A 17,663-nucleotide genomic window follows, 5' to 3' on the forward strand; every position below is an offset into this window, starting at 1 on the left:
CCGTTCCCTGTCATCATTCCGTTCCCGTCGCGTCATGCCGCACCTGTCCGCGAAGGCTCTCGAGCACCGTCGCCGCCTCGGAGGCGCCGTCCACGGTGACGACGAAGACCCGGCCGCGCGTATCCGTCACCTGCAGCGCCTCGCCCGCTCTCAGCACGACCCCGCGGCGTCCGTCGACGGCGATGCGCCACCCCCACCCGCCGAACTCGCGGAAGGGATCGAGCGGCGTCGTCTCGATGCGGGCGATCCGCTCCAGCGGGATCTGGGCGCGCGGCCAGCCGATGATGGAGCGCACGAGCAGCCCCTCCCGGTTCACACGCACCCGGAAAACGAATGTGCCGCCGATCAGGAGTGCGACCAGGGCCGTGACCGCCCCGATGATCCAGGCCGCCGACGAGCCGCGCGCCGCCGCGAACGCGGTGACGACGATGAGCACCGCCAGCGTCGCGAGCAGCACGACGACGCCGGCCCGGTTCATGCTCGCCGTGCCGAACCATGCCGCGCGCACTCCTGCGGCCAGTGGGATGCGCGGCTCCGACGCGACGCCGCTCGCAACAGGGGTGGGGCTCGCCGGCTGGAGGAGCCAGCCGACGACGACGAGCACGACGGCGAGCACCAGACCGGCGATCACGGCACCCGTCACGTCGGGCGCCTGCTCTCCCGTGCTCAGACCGCGCTGCACCGCGGTGGTGACGAGGGCGATGAACGCGATGAGCCCGGCCGTGCCGAGGCTCATCGCGCCGAGGAAGCGCGCCGTCGACGACCACCGCGGGGCGGCGCCGTCGGCTCTGGCCGACATCCGGCTCGACACCAGGGTGATCACGGTGAGGAGTGCGACGACCGCGACGCCGATCAGCGGGTTCAGCGCCAGGGTCCACCGCGGACCGAACGCGTCGGCGCCCTCCGCACCCCAGTGCGTCGCGGCGGGGTCGGGAAGCTCGGGCAGCCAGGCGATGATCACGGCCGTCGCCACCGCGAGGATCACCACGGGGACGATCGCCCCCACCCAGACGAAGGCGGTGCGCGAACGGCGAGCGGCCGCCGTGGCGTCGAGAGTCATGCGGAGGTCTCCTTCACGAGAGCGGCGAGAGTGGCGGGCGAGACGCCGAGCGCCGCGGCGCGATCGACGAGAGATCGGATGTCGTGCGCGAGCGCTGCCAGCGGAGCAGCCGCCGGTGAGATGACGGCGCCGCGGCCGCGCCGCAGATCGACGAGTCCCTCATCGCGCAGAACCTGGTAGGCGCGCAGCACGGTGTGCACGTTGATGTCCAGCGCCGCACCGACTTCACGGGCGGGCGGCAGGTGATCGCCGGGACCGGCGCGGCCGGCGAGTATCTCGGCGCGCACCGATGCGGCCACCTGCTCGTAGAGCGGGCGCCCGACGTCGTCGCTGATCCGGATGAGCACGGCTTCTTTCCTCGTCTCCTCTGCGTCTCCGCTTTGTCTGATAATTCTAGCTCAATTAGAACTATTGTCACCACCCTCCAGCTGACTTCCGCTCTCCGCAGCGGTCGACCACACTGGCGCCATGCGCATCACTCCCCGACGACTCGCGATCGGCATGAGCCTGTGGCTCCCGAATCTGTTCAGCGGGATACGCGTGCGGCGGTTCAACGACGACTGGACCCGGGCGACGGTCGAGCTGCACGTGAATCCGCTCACCCGCAATTACGTCAAGACGGCGTTCGGCGGCTCCATGTCGGCGATGACCGACCCCTACTTCTTCATGCTCGTGATGCATCAGCTCGGTCGCGACTACGTCGTGTGGGACACCCGCGGCGAGATCGAGTTCGTCAAACCCGGCCGCGGCGTGCTCACTGCCGAGTTCCACGTGCCGCCGGAGAGGGCGCAAGAGCTGCGCGAGCGGGCGCACGGCGGGGCGAAAGTCCTCGAGTGGTTCGAGACCGACATCGTCGATGCCTCCGGCGACGTGGTCGCGCACGTGCGGCGCGAGGTCTACATCCGCGAGAAGAAGCGCGTGACCGAGGCCCGCGCCGACTGACCTCGCCGACTCCCGCCGTTCACCGCGCCGTGCCACGCTGGAACCATGCCCCTCGCACGACGTCTCCGCCTCGCCGACGCCGTCGCGATCGGGCTTGGCTCGATGATCGGCGCAGGCGTGTTCGCCGTGTGGGGCCCTGCGCTCGGTGTCGCCGGCTCCGGCGTGCTGATCGCGCTGGGTGTGGCCGCATTCGTCGCATTCTGCAACGCCACCTCCTCCGCCCAGCTCGCTGCCGCCCACCCGGTCTCGGGTGGCACCTATGCCTATGCACGGGCCGAGATCGGTCCGTGGGCGGGGTTCGTCGCCGGGTGGTGCTTCGTCATCGGCAAGGTCGCCTCGTGCGCCGCCATGGCGATGACCTTCGCCGCATACGCCGCCCCCGAGGGCTGGGCGAGGCCGGTCGCCGCGGTCGCGGTGACCGCACTCGTGATCGTCAACTGTCTCGGCGTCACCCGTACGGCCGCGCTGACGCGCGTGCTGGTCGTGGTCACGCTGATCGGCCTCGCCGTCGTCGTCGCGGCCGGTGCCGGTGCGGCGACGACGACCGCAACCCCGCCCCCGCTGCACGCGCCCACCGCGTACGGGGTGCTGCAGGGGGCCGGGTTGCTCTTCTTCGCTTTCGCGGGCTACGCGAGGATTGCGACGATGGGCGAGGAGGTCGTCGATCCCGCCCGCACGATTCCCAGAGCGATCGTTCTGGCCCTCGGCGGCGCCGTCGTCGTGTACCTGCTCGTCGGGAGTGCCGTGGTGCTGACGCTCGGCGCGGACGCGCTCACCTCTGCGGCGCCCCTGGCCGACGTGATCGCCGCCGCAGGCTGGCCCGTCGGCGCGACCCTGGTGCGAGTGGCCGCGGCGGCGGCCTCGCTCGGTGCGCTCCTCGCGCTGCTGACCGGGATCGGACGCACGGTGCTCGCCATGGCGCGGGAGAGCGACCTTCCGCATGTTCTCGCCCGCATCGCTCCGCGACACCAGGTGCCTCGGCGCGCCGAGATCGCGATCGGGGCGACCGTGATCGCGATCGTCCTGATCGCCGACCTCCGCGGCGCGATCGGCTTCTCCTCATTCGGAGTGCTGCTGTACTACCTCCTCGCGAATGCCTCGGCGCTGCGGCAGCCGACCGCCGCGCGGCGGTACCCCCGCATCCTCCCCGTGCTCGGCGCCCTCGGATGCCTCCTCCTCGTGAGCAGCCTGCCGATCGAGGCCTCGCTCATCGGATCAGCGGTCGTGCTGATCGGCGTCACGGCGCGAGCGGTGCGCCTGAGGATCGGACCCCGCTCCGGTACGCCGACGGCGTGAAGCCGAGCGCGGTGCGGAACTCGTTGCTCAGGTGCGCGTGATCGGCGAAGCCGTACTCGGCCGCGATCGTCGCCAGATCGACGCTATGGTCGTCGCGCACCCGTTGGGCGGCTTCCTGCAGGCGTCGCCGCCTGATCATCGCTGCCGGCGACAGACCGACGTGGCGATGCGCCATCCGCTGCAGCGTGCGCTCGGAGACCGCGAGCCGGGCCGCCGCCTGCGCGGGTGTGCGCACCGAGGAGTCCATCATGAGGAGATCGGCCATCGCGTTCGCATGCCGGGCGGGCTCGGAAACAGTCCCGACTCGCGCGGCCAGCCAGTGGGCGAACTCCTCGACCGCGCGTTCCCTGTGCCCCTCTCCTGCTGCCATCGCAGCGGTCACCGCGGTGCGCAGAACCGGTTCGTCGACGGCGCGTTCGGCGTCGACGAGCGCCGCGGGATCCTCGATCAGCGCCGCGACCGCCGCTGGGCGCAGCAGGGCACCGACCACCCATCCGCGTCCCACGAGATCCCGGTGCGACGCGCGCGTCGTCGCGCCGGCGAGCGAGGCACCCTCCTCGGCCTGGACCACGAGGTTCAGCGCCGGGTAGCTCACCACCTCCTGACGCGACGACCGCCCGGGATCGAGATTCCATTCCGGGATCCAGAACCAGGCGACGAGCTCGGCCGCCTCGGCCGGTGCGGGCAGCCGATGGAACTCGGGCAGACGCGCCGGGTAGAGAATGCCTCGAGTCGCGTCGATCATGCCGCCAGCCTAGGCATGAGCGCCGTGACCGACGCTGCTCCGATCAGGTTGTCGCGAATCTCCAAGCGCACGATGCCCACCCCTTCCTAGCGTGAAGGCATGACTACAGACACGCAGAACACAGACACGCAGAACACCACCCCCACCGGAGCGACCGGGACCCATACGACCGACGGACGCCCGCATTCGGCGACCTCGCTGACGCCCTTCCTCGCGGTTCGCGACGCGCGAGGCGCCATCGGCTTCTACCGCGACGTCTTCGGTGCCCGGGTCGTCGATGTCACCGAGTTCGGCGGCGTCGTCTCGCACGCCGACCTCGACTTCGGGATGGGACGCCTCCAGCTCGGCGAGCCGAGCGGCGATTTCCACCTCGTCGCCGCTCCCGACGGCGAGGACGACTGCTACTCGCTGGGCCTCTACGTCCCCGACACGGATGCCGTGGTCGCGCGCGCCGAGGCGGCCGGGGCGACCGTGCGCGAGGCGCCGTCGGACTTCGTCTCCGGCGACCGCTACGCCAGCATCCGCGATCCCTTCGGCGTGCGCTGGTCGATCATGACGCGCGTCGAGGACCTCTCCGACGAGGAGAGCGCCGCCCGTGTCGCCGAGTGGGCCGCGTCGTTCACCGCCTCACCGACCGACGCCGGCTGATCCACCTCACCCGAGCGGCTTGACCTCGATCGCGCTCGGATCGTCTCCCGCGCGGACTGCGGCGAACGCCGTGTAGCCGTCGGCGGCGGCGCGCTCCAGCAGCGTCTTGAGGTTCTTCGGCCGCTTCTCCACGCGCACGCGCGCACCGTCGGCGATGAGAGCCGCCTTGTGCGCGAGCAGCTCGGGCGTGGGCACATCGGCATCGTGCACGAGGACGACGGCGGCGGCACCCGCATCCTCACGCTCGGCGACGAGGTCCACGATCCGCTCGAATCCGATCGAGAAGCCGACGGCGGGCACCTGCTGCCCGAGGAACCGCCCGATCATGCCGTCGTAGCGGCCGCCCCCGCCCAGTGAGTACCCGACCGACGGGTGGGCGAGCTCGAAGATGGTGCCCGTGTAGTAGCCCATGCCGCGCACGAGGAACGGGTCGAAGGCCAGCGGAACCGGATCGATGCCCTCCGCCGCGGGTCGCGCCGCGGCCACGGCCTCGCCGAGTCCCACCAGGTGCGCGACGATCTCGTCGGGAGCCCCCTCGGGCAGCGCGCGGCGGATCTGCGCCTCGCCGTACGGGTGGTAGATGGTCGTCTGCGGGCGGCGCAGGAACATCTCGAACGCGTCGACGGCCGTCGACGTCGCGCCGCGCTCGCGAAGCTCGGCGACGATCCCGTCGGGGCCGAGCTTGTCGAGCTTGTCGATCGTGATGAGCACACCAGGGCGCTCGTCATCGCCGAAACCGAAGGAGTCGAGCATCCACTCCAGCGCGCGGCGGTCGTTCACACGCACCGTGCCGCCCTCCAGACCCAGGGCGTCGACCGTGTCGAGCGAGGCGACGATGAGCTCGGCCTCGGCGCGGGCCGAGTCGTCGCCGATGATGTCGATGTCGCACTGCACGAACTGCCGGTACCGGCCCTTCTGCGGGCGCTCGGCACGCCACACGGGTCCGATCTGGATCGAACGGAACACCCCGGGCAGCTGCCCGCGGTTGCTCGCGTAGAAGCGGGCGAGCGGCACCGTGAGGTCGTAGCGCAGGCCGAGGTCGCTGAGCGCCGCCGGGTCGTCGGCACCCGCACGGATCGCCTCGGCGTCCAGTCCGCGGCGCAGCAGATTGTACGAGAGCTTCTCGTTGTCGCCGCCGATCCCCGCGTGCAGCCGCCCGTACTCCTCCACGACGGGCGTCTCGATCTCGTCGAAGCCGTGGGCGCGGTAGCGCTCGCGGATGACGGCGAGCACGCGCTCGCGACGGGCCTTGTCAGCGGGGAGGAAGTCGCGCATTCCACGCGGCGGATTCACGGTTGCCACGCATCCATCTTCCCAGGTCTGATCGGTATCCCTTTCGGTATACTCAAAGTATGACCATGACGACCATCAAGGTCTCGACCGAGCTGCGAGACCGGCTGAAAGAGCAGGCGAAAGCCGAGCACCGGACGATGGGCGAGCAACTGGAGCATCTGGTCGGACAGCACGGCAGGGAACGCGACTTCGCGGCATTGCGCGAAGCGATGTCCCGCATGACGCCCGACGACTGGGCCGACTACCGCGAGGAGACGGCCTGGTGGGATGCCGTCTCGGCACCGGTCACGGATTGAGTGCGGCGATGGCGAAGCTGAACTCGGGTGACATCGTCTGGATGTCGCCCGATGCGACGATCGGTCGCGAACAGCAAGGACGACGACCCGCCGTCATCGTCGCAGGCAATGAGTTCCTGACGCTTGTCGACTCGCTGGCACTCATCGTCCCTGTCACCTCACGCGGGCGCGGATGGCCCAATCACGTCCCGCTCCTCGAACTCCCCGGGCCGTCATGGGCGATGACGGAGCAGCTCCGCCTCGTCTCCCGGGAACGCCTGCACGAGCATCTGGATGTGGTCGACGAACTCGCGATGCAACGCATCCAGCACTGGATACGGCGATTCCTCGACCTCTGAGCGCGGAACAATGGACGAATGCCGCTGATCCTGCCCACCCCCGATCGCTTCGACGAGTGGGTCGAACTCATCGAGGAGTACGGCGGCCCGGATTCTCCTGAGCTTGCAGGATCCGGCTTCCACGGTAACCGTGAGCCACGCACCCCCGCGCTCACCGAGGACGGATACGCCGAGTGGCTGACGATGCTCGAGGAAGAGGCCGACGACTCCGTGCCGCTCCTGCCCGGAAGGGTCCACAGCTCGTCGTTCTGGATCGTGGATGATGCCGGAGCGTGGGTCGGATTCCTCGCCCTGCGGCGCTCCTTGAACGAGTTCTTGAGGGAGTACGGCGGACACATCGGATACTCGATCCGCCCCTCCCGGCGGCGCGAAGGGCACGCTGCGAGGGCACTGCGCGATGCTCTCGGCGAAGCATCCGCCCTGGGGATCGAGCGCGTGCTCATCACCTGCGACGAGGACAACATAGCCTCGGCGCGCACGATTCTCGCCAACGGCGGGATCTACGAGGACTCTCGCGGCGGGAAGCGTCGCTACTGGGTGGCCACAGGGCGCTCCTGACTGTCTGCGCCTCGGGTCAGCAGCCCTCGGCGGCGCGGACGTCGTCCTCCAGGCCGCGGAGGCGCTCGCGCAGGGCGCGCTCAGCGTCCCAGCCGTGTGCGCGGGCCTGGGCGACCAGGGCGAGGAGGGCGTCGCCGAGCTCGGCTTCGGAGATCGGCTCACCTCGTTTCGACTCACCGTCGGTTCGCGGGGCAGCCGGAGCATCGCCGAGGACGGGGGCGGCGCGACCGAGGAGCTTCTGCGCGAGGGCTAGAGCGGGCATGCTCCGGGGAACGCCGTCGAGCACGCTGCGGCGCTCTCGCTTCTCCGCCGCCTTCGCCGCGTTCCAGTGCACGAGCACCTCGTCCGGCGTGCGTGCCACGGCATCACCGAAGACGTGCGGATGCCGGCGCACCATCTTCTCGGTGAGCCCCCGCGCGACGTCGTCGATGTCGAACGGCTCGTCGGCATCCTGCGCGGCGATCGCGGCGTGGAACAGCACCTGCCAGAGCAGGTCGCCCAGTTCCTCCCGCAGCTCCGCACGGTCGCCGGTCTCGACGGCGTCGATCACCTCATGCGACTCCTCGACGAGGTACGGCACGAGGTCCCGATGCGTGATGCGCTGCGACCAGGGGCACTCCTCCCGCACCCGGCCCATCGTCTCCGCCGCCGCGCGCAACGCGTCATCCGATCCGCTCATCGTCTCCGCCGCGCTCATTCGCTCGCCGCAGCGAGAGTGCGGTACCAGCGCGCCCGCAGCGACACCACCGCCGCCGCGATCACGAGCGAAACCAGCGAGCCCACGAGCACGCCGAGGATGGCCTCGTCGCGCACGAGCGGATCGGCGGCGAAGGCGAGGTTGGCCAGCAGCAACGACACCGTGAAGCCGATGCCGCCCAGCGCACCGGCGGCGAGCAGGTCGGCGAACGGCATCGCCGGGGCGCTGCCGCGCGGACGGATGCGCATCGCGAGCCAGCCGAACACCGAGATGCCCACGATCTTGCCCACCGGCAGGGCGATGACGATGCCCCAGAACGCGGGCGAGAGCTCGGAGGGAGACAGCGAGGGGATCACCACGAAGGCCGCGACGAAGGCGAAGATCGGCAGCACGAGTCCGTTCACCGCCGGTTCGAGGCCGTGCCGCACCCGCCCGGCCGGCACGGGCGACATGACCAGCCCGAGCAACACGCCGGCGATCGTCGCGTGCACCCCCGACACCGCGACCAGGCCCCAGCACACGACGCCGACGACCCCCATGGCGACGGCGATCCCGGCATGCCCCGACGCGTGCAGCCACCGGCTGAGCAGCCAGAACACGATCACGGCCACGAGGGCGAGCACGAGCGGCAGCACGCGCAGGTCGTGGGCGAACAGCACCGCGATGAAGACGATGCCGACGATGTCGTCGAGAATGGCGAGCGCCAGGAGGAACACGCGCACCGCGGCGGGAAGCCCCTTGCCGAACATCGCCAGCACACCGAGGGCGAAGGCGATGTCGGTCGCGGTGGGCACCGGCCAGCCGACCGCCGTATCGGCCGAGCGCCCCGCGACGAGCAGATAGACGATGATCGGCACGAGCACTCCGCCGGTCGCCGCGATCGCGGGCTGCACGGCCTTGCCGAAGCTGTCGAGCTCGCCGTGGGTCAGCTCGTGGCGCAGTTCGATCGCGACCACGAGGAAGAAGAGCGCGAGAAGGCCGTCGGAGACCCAGTGCGCCACCGACAGATCCAATGCGGTGCCGGGGATCGCGATGTGCGCGTGCAGCACCTCGGCGATGGGATCGTGTACGGGCATGTTGGCCAGCAGCAGGCCCAGCGCTGCCGCCAGGAGCAGCAGCAGGGCGGGGAACTGCTGGCCTCGCAGCGGGTTCGACGAGATGCGCATCCGTCTCATCGTATTGCCGCCGTCGTCCGGTGCAACGCGGCAGGACGCCGACTCACCGCGGGCTACGCTCGAACGGTGACGTCTCCCGAACCCACACCCACCGAAGCCATCCGTGTCATCAGCCGCTTCGAGGCGAGCGATGGCATTCCCGACGACATGCGCGCCGATGTGCGCATGCTAGGCGCCCTGCTCGGCCAGGTTCTGCGTGAATCCGGCGGAGACGACCTCTTCGACGACGTCGAGCGGCTGCGCCTGGCGACGATCCAGGCGTACACGGATGCGGAGGGCGGAGCGTTCCCGCGCGCCATCGAGATCGCCGAGTCGTTCACGGTACGCCGGGCCGACGAGGTCGCCCGCGCCTTCACCGCATACTTCCACCTCGTGAACCTCGCCGAAGAGCACCAGCGCGTGCGCGTCCTGCGCGAGCGCAACGGCACGCCCGACCAGCGCGAGGCCGTCGACACGGTGGCCGGCGCATTCGCACACCTGCGCGATGAGGTCGGCGACGACGAGGCGCGACGCCGACTGACCGCGCTGCGCTTCCACCCCGTGTTCACGGCGCATCCCACCGAGGCGCGGCGGCGCGCGGTGTCGTCGAGCATCCGCCGTCTGGCAGGTCTTCTCGCCGAGCACGATGCCGCCAGCGACGGCGGTGCCGAGCAGCATCGCACCCGGCGCCGGATGCTGGAGGAGATCTCGACGCTGTGGCGCACCGCCCCGCTGCGCGCCGAGAAGCCCGCGCCCACGGACGAGGTGCGCACGGTGATGAGCGTGTTCGACGAGACGCTGTTCACGACGGTGCCGCACGTGTACCGCCGGATCGATGACGCCCTGCTCGGCGACGCCTCCGGCGGATCGGCGCCGCTGACCCCGGCCTTCGTGCGGATCGGCTCGTGGGTGGGCGGCGACCGCGACGGCAACCCCTTCGTCACCGCCGCCGTCACCCGCGAGGCCGCCGCGATCGCCGCCGAGCACGTGCTGCGCGGCCTGGAGCGCGCTGTGGCCCGCATCGGGCGCACGCTCACCCTCGACGTCGAGGACACCCCCGCCTCGAGCGAGGTCACGGCGCTGTGGGAGCGGCTGAGCGCCGCCGATCCCGGGGCCGCCGCAGCGGTCGCCAAGCGGTCTCCTGCCGAACCGCACCGCCGCGTGCTTCTGCTCATGGCCGACCGGATCGCGGCTACCCGCGACGGCGACGCGTCGCGCGGATACGCGGCCCCCGAAGAGCTGCTGGCGGATCTGCGCGCCGTGCAGGACTCGTTGCGTGCCGCGGGGGCCGTGCGTCACGCCTTCGGCGGCGTGCAGCACCTCATCTGGCAGGTCGAGACGTACGGATTCCACCTCGCCGAACTCGAGGTGCGCCAGCACTCCGAGGTGCACCGCCGCGCCCTCGCAGAGCTCGACGGCACCGAGAAGGGCCACGACGGAGCGACCGTCGGCGAGGGCCTGAGCGAGGTGACCGCGGAGGTGCTCGAGGTGTTCCGCGCCGTGCGCGACATCCAGCACGCCTACGGGCTGCGCGCCGCCGGGCGCTATGTCGTGTCGTTCACGCAGTCGGCCGACGATCTCGCGAACGTGCACCGACTCGCCCGGTACGCCTGCGGCGACGACGTGCCCGTGCTCGACGTCGTCCCCTTGTTCGAGACCTTCGCCGACCTGCAGTCCGCCCCTGGCATCCTCGCCGAGGTCGTCACCCATCCCGAGGTCGCCGCCCGGCTGGAGCAGACCGGCAGGCGCCTGGAGGTCATGCTCGGGTACTCCGACTCCTCGAAGGACGTCGGACCGGTCGCGGCGAACCTGGCTCTCTACGAGGCGCAGGCCGAGATCGGCCGATGGGCGAAGGAGCAGGGCATCGAGCTCACGCTGTTCCACGGCCGCGGCGGCGCGCTCGGCCGCGGCGGCGGGCCGGCGAACTCCGCCATCCTCGCCCAGCCGCCGCACTCGGTCGACGGACGCTTCAAGCTCACCGAGCAGGGCGAGGTGATCTTCGCACGCTACGGCGAGCCCGCCATCGCGATGCGCCACATCGACCAGGTGGCCGCTGCGACCCTGCTCGCCTCCTCCCCTGAGGTCGAGCGCCGCACCAGCGACGCCGCCGAGCGCTTCGCCGACGTCGCCTCGACGATGGATGCCGCATCCCGCGAGCGCTTCTTCTCACTCGTGAAGGCCGAGGGGTTCGCCCCGTGGTTCGCGACGGTGACCCCGATGGAGGAGATCGGACTGCTGGCCCTGGGCTCTCGCCCGGCCCGCCGCGGCCTGTCGGTCGAATCACTCGACGACCTGCGAGCGATCCCGTGGGTGTTCGCCTGGACCCAGGCGCGGATCAACCTCGCCGGATGGTTCGGCCTCGGCACCGCACTGGACGCCGTGGGCGACGAAGAGCTGCTGCGCACCGCCTACCGGGACTGGCCGCTGCTGCGCACCATGGTCGACAACGTCGCGATGAGCCTGGCCAAGACCGATCCGCGCATCGCCCGCCGCTACCTCGCCCTGGGCGACCGGCCGGATCTTGCCGAACTCGTGCTCGACGAGCTGGAGCTCACCCGGTCGTGGGTGATCCGGCTCACCGGCGGCGACGCGCTGCTGGAGAACAAGCCCGTGCTGCAGCGCGCGGTGACGCTGCGCAGCCCGTATGTCGACGCGCTGTCGCTGCTGCAGCTGCGGGCCCTGCGCGCCCTGCGCGATGCCGAGGAGGGGACCCCGCAGGATCCCGATCTGCAGCGTCTGCTGCTGCTCTCGGTGAGCGGTGTGGCCGCCGGCCTGCAGAACACCGGGTGATCCGGCACTCACGCGCCGTTCGGCGGTGAGCCACGAGCGCGCTACAGTGAAAAAGGCCCAATCCGGCCTTCTCCCCGTGCGCGACACGACCGCGCCTTTCGAATCGTCGTCAAGAAAGCCTTCCCCCGCGTGCTTCAGACCACCGCAGTCTCTTCCGAGTTCCACCCCCTGGCCACCGCCGTGCAGCCCGCCTTCGACGCGGTCCAGGCGCGCAGCCCTCACGAACCGGAGTTCCACCAGGCCGTGCACGAAGTGCTGCACTCGATCTCTCCTGTGATCGAGCAGCATCCCGAGTACTGCGACCTGGGTGTGCTGGAGCGGCTCGTCGAGCCCGAGCGCCAGATCATGTTCCGGGTGCCATGGGCGGACGACTCCGGCAAGCTGCAGGTCAACCGCGGATACCGCATCCAGTTCTCCTCCGTGCTCGGCCCGTACAAGGGCGGGCTGCGCTTCCATCCCTCGGTGAACCTCTCGATCATCAAGTTCCTCGGCTTCGAGCAGATCTTCAAGAACGCGCTCACCGGTCAGGGCATCGGCGGCGCCAAGGGCGGAAGCGACTTCGACCCGCACGGCAAGAGCGAGGCCGAGGTCATGCGCTTCTGCCAGTCGTTCATGAGCGAGCTGTACCGCCACCTGGGCGAGCACACCGACGTCCCCGCGGGCGACATCGGCGTCGGCGGCCGCGAGATCGGCTACCTCTTCGGGATGTACCGCAAGATCACCAACCGTCACGAGTCGGGCATGTTCACCGGAAAGGGCACCGGCTGGGGCGGCGCAGAGGTGCGCACCGAGGCGACCGGCTACGGCGCGGTGTTCTTCGCACAGGAGATGCTGGCCGTGCACAACGAGTCGCTCGACGGCAAGCGCGTGGTCGTCTCCGGCTCCGGCAACGTGGCGATCTACGCGATCGAAAAGGCCCAGCAGCTGGGCGCCACCGCCGTGACCGCCTCCGACTCCTCCGGCTACGTCGTCGACGACGCCGGGATCGATGTGGCCCTGCTCCGCCAGATCAAGGAGGTCGAGCGGGCGCGCATCGTCGAGTACGCGAACCGTCGCCCCGGTGCGCGCTTCGTCGAGGGCGGGCGGGTGTGGGAGGTCCCCGGCGACATCGCCGTGCCCTCCGCCACCCAGAACGAGCTGAGCATCGACGACGCAGAGGCGCTCATCGCCAACGGCGTGCGCGCGGTCTCCGAGGGCGCCAACATGCCGTGCCTCCCGGATGCGGCAGCGGCGTTCCAGAAGGCGGGCGTGCTCTTCGCCCCCGGCAAGGCCGCCAACGCCGGCGGTGTCGCCACCTCGGCACTGGAGATGAGCCAGAACGCCTCGCGTCAGCGCTGGACCTTCGGCGACAGTGAGAACAAGCTGCGCGAGATCATGGCCGACATCCACGACGCCGCCTTCCAGGCGGCGGAGCGCTACGACGTCGCCGGAGACTATGTCGCGGGCGCGAACATCGCCGGCTTCGAGCGCGTCGCCACGGCGATGGTCGCCCAGGGCGCCATCTGATCAGACCTCACGGTCGTGGGCGTGGCGGGCCAGTGATCGCCCGTAGCGCTCGGTGAGCTGCACCATCACATCCGGGGTGTCGCGGTCGACGCCGAACACGTAGCCGGGGAAGTCGAGCTCGCGCTGTGCGGCCTCGATCTCCTCGTGCCGCTCGGGGGGCAGGATCCGCAGCGGCTCCCCGACCGCCACCCAGCCGATCGGCACCACCGCGTCCTCGGGAAGGATCGTACGCAGGTGCACGACGCCGTTGATCCGCACCTCGGCGCGGGCGCCGATCTGCGCGCCGTTGAACACGCGCGTGCCCGTGGCGAGGAACACCTCATCGCCCACCGTCGCCCCCGACACGGTGGCGCCAGGACCGATGAGCACATGGTCGCCGATGTGCACAGGGTTGGCGGCGCTCGCGCGCACGATCGCGTTCTCCATGACGATGACGTTCTCGCCGACGGTGATCGGCCCGCCCTCCGCCGTGATGACGGCGCCGTGCAGCACCTGGCAGCCCGGCCCGATCTCGACGTCTCCGGAGACGACGGCGGAGGGGGCGATGACAGCGGTGTCGTCGATGCGGGGCCGAGCCCCGAGGTGCTCGTAGATCATGCCGCCAGCGTAGCCCCGCAGGCATCACCGCTCGCCCGAGAACATGCGAACGCCCGAGAACAGGCGCCTGGCGCAGCAGAATGCCTGATGCCGGGCGTTCGCCTGTTCTCGGACGGACCTCAGGACGTGACCGGGTCCGCCGGAGCGGCCGCCGAGGCCGGGAACAGCGCCGTGAACAGCTGACCGACCCATTCCAGCAGCGCCGCGTCGTCCACCGGCTCCACGCCCACGCCGAGATCGACGGACTGCGTCGGCATCGGCACGACCAGCGCCTCTCCCCCGCCGATGAGCTTCGCCTTCGGATACAACCGCTTCAGGCGCACCTGCATCGACTCCGCCAGGCGCGCAGGCGCCACGCGCAGGTTCGACCCCATCGCGACGACGTCGGTGAGCCCCGCCTTCGCCGCGCGCCGCCGCAGACGTGCGATGGAGACGAGACCCTCCACCTCCTCGGGAAGCTCCCCGTACCGGTCGATCAGCTCCTCCACGACGAGATCGATAGCATCGTCGGCCGCGGTCGCCGTCGCCGCGGACGAGAGCTTCTGGTATGCCTCCAGACGCAGGCGCTCGCTGTCGATGTAGAAATCCGGGATGCGCGCGTCGATGGGCAACTCCAGCCGCAGTTCCGCGCCCGTCTCGGTCGCCTCGCCGCGGAAGGTCGCCACGGCTTCACCGATCATCCGCAGGTACAGGTCGAACCCGACCCCGGCGATGTGTCCGGCCTGCTCGGCCCCGAGGAGGTTCCCCGCACCGCGCAGCTCGAGATCCTTCAACGCCACCTGCATGCCCGATCCGAGATCGTTGTTCACCGCGATGGTCTGCAAACGGTCGGCGGCGGTCTCGGACAGGGGCTTGGCATCGTCGTAGAGGAAGTACGCGTAGGCGCGCTCGCGCCCGCGCCCCACGCGTCCGCGCAACTGGTGCAGCTGCGACAGGCCGTACCGATCGGCACGGTCGATGATGATCGTGTTGGCGTTGGAGATGTCGAGCCCGGTCTCGATGATGGTCGTCGAGACGAGCACGTCGAACTTGCGCTCCCAGAAGTCGTCGACGACCTGCTCCAGCTGGTTCTCGCCCATCTGCCCGTGCGCGACGGCGATCCGCGCCTCCGGCACGAGCTCGGCGAGCTCCGCGGCGACGCGCTGGATCGACTTCACACGATTGTGCACATAGAACACCTGACCTTCGCGGAGGATCTCGCGCCGGATCGCCGCGGCCACCTGCTTGTCGCTCTTGGCCCCCACGAACGAAAGGATCGGGTGGCGGTCCTCGGGCGGCGTCGCCAGGGTCGACATCTCGCGGATGCCGGTGACCGCCATCTCCAGCGTGCGCGGGATGGGGGTGGCGCTCATCGCGAGGATGTCGACGTTGGTCTTCAGCTTCTTCAGCGCATCCTTGTGCTCGACGCCGAAGCGCTGCTCCTCGTCGATGATCATGAGCCCGAGGTCTTTGAAGCGCACCCGCTCGGTGAGGATGCGATGCGTGCCGATGACCATGTCGATCGAGCCGTCCAGCAATCCCTCGACGACCTGTCGCGCCTCCTTGTCGGTCTGGAAGCGCGAGAGCGGGCGCACCTTGACGGGGAAGCCGGCGAAGCGCTCGGCGAAGGTCTCCATGTGCTGCTTGACCAGCAGCGTCGTCGGCACGAGCATGGCGACCTGCTTGCCGTCCTGGATCGCCTTGAACGCCGCCCGCACGGCCACCTCGGTCTTGCCGAAGCCCACGTCGCCAGACAGCAGCCGGTCCATGGGGATCGCGCGCTCCATGTCGGCCTTGATCTCATCGATCGTCTGCAGCTGATCGGGGGTCTCGGCGAACGGGAACGCCTCTTCCAGCTCGCGCTGCCACGGAGTGTCGGCGCCGAACGCATATCCCTTGGCGGCCATGCGCGCCGAGTAGAGCTTGACGAGCTCGACCGCGATGTCGCGCACGGCCTTGCGCGCCTTGCCCTTGGCCGCGGCCCAGTCGCTGCCGCCCATCTTCGACAGGGTCGGCGCCTCGCCGCCCACGTAGCGCGAGAGCAGATCGAGCTGATCGGTGGGCACGTACAGCTTGTCGCCGGGATAGCCGCGCTTGGAGGGCGCGTATTCGAGCACGAGGTAGTCGCGCGTGGTCTTCGTGGCGTTGCGGCCGCCGGTGGTGACCTCGCGCTGAGTCATCTCGACGAACCTCGCGATGCCGTGCGTGGAGTGCACGACGTGATCGCCGGGCTTGAGCTGCATGGGGTCGACGACGTTCTTGCGCCGCGAAGCCAGCTTCTTCACGACCCGCTGGTCGCCGCCGATGGTGCGCCCGTAGAACTCGTTCTCGGTGAGCACGGCCAGGCGCGCATCCGGAATCTGGAATCCGCCCTCGATGCTGCCGACCACGAGCGTGGCGACCCCGGCATCCGGCGCGGACTCGAGGTCGTCGACGATCCGCGCGGCGATGCCCCGGTCCGACAGCACGTCTCGCGCGCGGTCGAGCAGGCCCGATCCGGAAGCGACGAGCACGACGCGCCAGCCCTCCGAGACCCGGGAGGAGACGAAGTCGACGGCGCCGTCGACGTTGCCGTGGAACGACGGGATGGCCGCAGCCGCCTCGCCATCGGCACCCTGCTCGACGAGCGCGTCGTCGGAGCCGGCGTCGAAGGCGCTGAGGCGCCACCACACGCCGTCGCGGACGTGCACGGCCTCGCGCAGCTCCGAGATCGCGAGGAAGTCGCCCTGCTGCAGATCGATCGGGGCGGATGCGCCAGCGGTCGCTGCGCTCCACGCCGCGTCGAGGAACTCTCGGTTGGTCTCGCCCAGGCTCACCGCGCGCGCCGAGGAGCGCTCGGGGTCGACGAGGGCGACGGCCGCGCCTTCGGGCAGGCAGTCGGTCAGCGGCACCACGGGGCCGGCGACGACGGGCAGGATCGACTCCATCCCCTCCACCGGGATGCCCTCGGCCATCTTCTGCAGCATGCCCGCGATGCCCGGATAGGCGTCGACGAGCTCGGCGGCCCGCGCACGCACCGCGGGGGTCAGCAGCAGCTCGCGGCTGGCCGGAAGGGAGACCTCGGCGACCTCGCCGGGCAGTGAGCGCTGATCGGCAACCGAGAAGGCACGGATCTGGTCGACCTCGTCGCCGAAGAACTCCACGCGTGACGGATGCTCGGCCGTGGGCGGGAAGACGTCGAGGATGCCGCCGCGGACGGCGAACTCGCCGCGGCGCGACACCATGTCGACGCGGGTGTATGCCCGCTCGACGAGGTCGGCCGCGACGCCGTCGAGATCGAACCCTCGCCCGCCGACCCGCAGCACGAGCGGTTCGACCTCGCCGAGCCCGGCGGCGACCGGCTGCAGCGCGGCACGCACGGAGGCGACGACGATCAGGGGGCGTTCGCCGTTCCACAGGGCCATCCGGCGCAGCACGTCCAGGCGCCGCCCGACGGTGTCGGGGCTGGGGCTCAGCCGCTCGTGCGGCAGCGTCTCCCACGCCGGGAAGGTGAGCACCTCCGCCTCGGCGAGGTACGAGGCCATGGCCGCGGCCAGCGCATCGGCGCGGCGTCCGGTCGGCACCACGACGAGCAGCGCGGCCGGTCGGCCCGCCGCAGCGCGGCGCGTGAGAAGAGCGGCGAGAGTCGGCGCATCCATCCCCGACGTCGCCAGCAGATCGGCGTCGGTCTGGGCCCAGGTCAGCGCGTCGCCGAACCGCGGCGCGTCCTGTTCCAAGGCGCGGAGTATCCCCTGCAGAGTCACCGCAGAAGTCTACGCGGGGGC

Annotated in this window: 16 protein-coding genes; 8 read left to right on the forward strand and 8 right to left on the reverse strand. The window is 70.5% G+C overall.

All coding sequences use genetic code 11. The features are described from left to right. Positions 1-13: 13 nt before the first annotated feature. On the reverse strand, positions 14-1,060 hold the full coding sequence (locus BKA02_RS00825) for a DUF1648 domain-containing protein (protein ID WP_179430393.1): 1,047 nt from the start codon (positions 1,058-1,060) through the stop codon (positions 14-16). Further along, positions 1,057-1,407: a GntR family transcriptional regulator gene (locus BKA02_RS00830; protein ID WP_179430395.1), complete on the reverse strand. Its 351-nt coding sequence runs from the start codon at positions 1,405-1,407 to the stop codon at positions 1,057-1,059. Before BKA02_RS00830 ends, BKA02_RS00825 begins: the two co-directional genes overlap by 4 nt. Positions 1,408-1,528: 121 nt before the next feature. On the opposite strand from BKA02_RS00830, the gene BKA02_RS00835 reads away from it, so the two are divergent. Both BKA02_RS00835 and BKA02_RS00840 read left to right on the forward strand, forming a co-directional pair. Next, positions 1,529-2,002 carry a PaaI family thioesterase gene (locus tag BKA02_RS00835; RefSeq protein ID WP_179430397.1) on the forward strand — a complete coding sequence of 158 codons (474 nt, stop codon included), beginning with the start codon at positions 1,529-1,531 and terminating at the stop codon, positions 2,000-2,002. A 45-nt stretch (positions 2,003-2,047) separates the two neighbouring features. Beyond that, the gene (locus BKA02_RS00840) at positions 2,048-3,298 is read left to right on the forward strand and encodes an APC family permease (RefSeq protein WP_179430399.1); all 1,251 of its coding nucleotides are present in this window, start codon (positions 2,048-2,050) and stop codon (positions 3,296-3,298) included. On the opposite strand, the gene BKA02_RS00845 is transcribed toward BKA02_RS00840, so the two are convergent. Further along, positions 3,240-4,043, reverse strand: coding sequence for an AraC family transcriptional regulator (locus BKA02_RS00845; RefSeq protein ID WP_179430401.1), 804 nt, complete (start codon positions 4,041-4,043; stop codon positions 3,240-3,242). The genes BKA02_RS00840 and BKA02_RS00845 overlap by 59 nt on opposite strands. Positions 4,044-4,142: 99 nt before the next feature. Here BKA02_RS00845 and BKA02_RS00850 point away from each other — a divergent pair, with 99 nt between their 5' ends. Beyond that, positions 4,143-4,691, forward strand: a complete 549-nt coding sequence (locus tag BKA02_RS00850; RefSeq protein ID WP_179430403.1) for a VOC family protein — start codon at positions 4,143-4,145, stop codon at positions 4,689-4,691. A 6-nt stretch (positions 4,692-4,697) separates the two neighbouring features. Here BKA02_RS00850 and hisS read toward each other — a convergent pair whose 3' ends face one another. Further along, a complete protein-coding gene (gene hisS / locus BKA02_RS00855) occupies positions 4,698-5,966 on the reverse strand; it encodes a histidine--tRNA ligase (protein WP_218844626.1) in 1,269 nt (422 codons plus the stop codon). A gap of 77 nt (positions 5,967-6,043) precedes the next feature. Between hisS and BKA02_RS00860 the strand changes: the two genes are divergently transcribed. Genes BKA02_RS00860 through BKA02_RS00870 form a run of 3 tightly spaced genes read left to right on the forward strand, consistent with a single transcriptional unit; the run spans position 6,044 to position 7,176 of the window. Next, complete coding sequence (locus BKA02_RS00860) at positions 6,044-6,280, forward strand: hypothetical protein (RefSeq protein ID WP_179430407.1); 237 nt, start codon at positions 6,044-6,046, stop codon at positions 6,278-6,280. Between the two features lie 8 nt (positions 6,281-6,288). Further along, positions 6,289-6,618 (forward strand): type II toxin-antitoxin system PemK/MazF family toxin, encoded by a 330-nt coding sequence (locus BKA02_RS00865; protein WP_179430409.1) that lies wholly within the window; start codon positions 6,289-6,291, stop codon positions 6,616-6,618. 18 nt (positions 6,619-6,636) lie between these two features. Next, positions 6,637-7,176, forward strand: coding sequence for a GNAT family N-acetyltransferase (locus BKA02_RS00870; RefSeq protein WP_179430411.1), 540 nt, complete (start codon positions 6,637-6,639; stop codon positions 7,174-7,176). Positions 7,177-7,192: 16 nt separating this feature from the next. Here BKA02_RS00870 and BKA02_RS00875 read toward each other — a convergent pair whose 3' ends face one another. Then, on the reverse strand, positions 7,193-7,855 hold the full coding sequence (locus BKA02_RS00875) for a nucleoside triphosphate pyrophosphohydrolase (protein ID WP_246285947.1): 663 nt from the start codon (positions 7,853-7,855) through the stop codon (positions 7,193-7,195). Positions 7,856-7,869: 14 nt separating this feature from the next. Further along, positions 7,870-9,039 (reverse strand): Na+/H+ antiporter NhaA, encoded by a 1,170-nt coding sequence (gene nhaA / locus BKA02_RS00880; RefSeq protein WP_179430415.1) that lies wholly within the window; start codon positions 9,037-9,039, stop codon positions 7,870-7,872. A gap of 75 nt (positions 9,040-9,114) precedes the next feature. On the opposite strand from nhaA, the gene BKA02_RS00885 reads away from it, so the two are divergent. Then, positions 9,115-11,817, forward strand: a complete 2,703-nt coding sequence (locus BKA02_RS00885) for a phosphoenolpyruvate carboxylase (RefSeq protein WP_179430417.1) — start codon at positions 9,115-9,117, stop codon at positions 11,815-11,817. A gap of 168 nt (positions 11,818-11,985) precedes the next feature. Further along, positions 11,986-13,323: an NADP-specific glutamate dehydrogenase gene (gdhA, locus tag BKA02_RS00890; RefSeq protein WP_218844629.1), complete on the forward strand. Its 1,338-nt coding sequence runs from the start codon at positions 11,986-11,988 to the stop codon at positions 13,321-13,323. On the opposite strand, the gene BKA02_RS00895 is transcribed toward gdhA, so the two are convergent. Together BKA02_RS00895 and mfd are read right to left on the reverse strand one after the other, a co-directional pair. After that, on the reverse strand, positions 13,324-13,920 hold the full coding sequence (locus tag BKA02_RS00895; protein WP_179430421.1) for a gamma carbonic anhydrase family protein: 597 nt from the start codon (positions 13,918-13,920) through the stop codon (positions 13,324-13,326). A 119-nt stretch (positions 13,921-14,039) separates the two neighbouring features. After that, on the reverse strand, positions 14,040-17,642 hold the full coding sequence (mfd, locus tag BKA02_RS00900) for a transcription-repair coupling factor (protein ID WP_179430423.1): 3,603 nt from the start codon (positions 17,640-17,642) through the stop codon (positions 14,040-14,042). Positions 17,643-17,663: the final 21 nt, after the last annotated feature.

This window comes from Microbacterium pseudoresistens, from assembly GCF_013409745.1.
In the GTDB taxonomy this organism is placed as follows: domain Bacteria; phylum Actinomycetota; class Actinomycetes; order Actinomycetales; family Microbacteriaceae; genus Microbacterium; species Microbacterium pseudoresistens.

Excerpts from the sequence above, each read along its gene's own strand:
- BKA02_RS00825 (WP_179430393.1), bottom strand. The coding sequence starts at position 1,060 with ATGACTCTCGACGCCACGGCGGCCGCTCGCCGTTCGCGCACCGCCTTC.
- BKA02_RS00835 (WP_179430397.1), top strand. The coding sequence starts at position 1,529 with ATGCGCATCACTCCCCGACGACTCGCGATCGGCATGAGCCTGTGGCTC.
- BKA02_RS00840 (WP_179430399.1), top strand. The coding sequence starts at position 2,048 with ATGCCCCTCGCACGACGTCTCCGCCTCGCCGACGCCGTCGCGATCGGG.
- BKA02_RS00845 (WP_179430401.1), bottom strand. The coding sequence starts at position 4,043 with ATGATCGACGCGACTCGAGGCATTCTCTACCCGGCGCGTCTGCCCGAG.
- BKA02_RS00850 (WP_179430403.1), top strand. The coding sequence starts at position 4,143 with ATGACTACAGACACGCAGAACACAGACACGCAGAACACCACCCCCACC.
- hisS (WP_218844626.1), bottom strand. The coding sequence starts at position 5,966 with ATGCGCGACTTCCTCCCCGCTGACAAGGCCCGTCGCGAGCGCGTGCTC.
- BKA02_RS00860 (WP_179430407.1), top strand. The coding sequence starts at position 6,044 with ATGACCATGACGACCATCAAGGTCTCGACCGAGCTGCGAGACCGGCTG.
- BKA02_RS00865 (WP_179430409.1), top strand. The coding sequence starts at position 6,289 with ATGGCGAAGCTGAACTCGGGTGACATCGTCTGGATGTCGCCCGATGCG.
- BKA02_RS00870 (WP_179430411.1), top strand. The coding sequence starts at position 6,637 with ATGCCGCTGATCCTGCCCACCCCCGATCGCTTCGACGAGTGGGTCGAA.
- BKA02_RS00875 (WP_246285947.1), bottom strand. The coding sequence starts at position 7,855 with ATGAGCGGATCGGATGACGCGTTGCGCGCGGCGGCGGAGACGATGGGC.
- nhaA (WP_179430415.1), bottom strand. The coding sequence starts at position 9,039 with ATGCGCATCTCGTCGAACCCGCTGCGAGGCCAGCAGTTCCCCGCCCTG.
- BKA02_RS00895 (WP_179430421.1), bottom strand. The coding sequence starts at position 13,920 with ATGATCTACGAGCACCTCGGGGCTCGGCCCCGCATCGACGACACCGCT.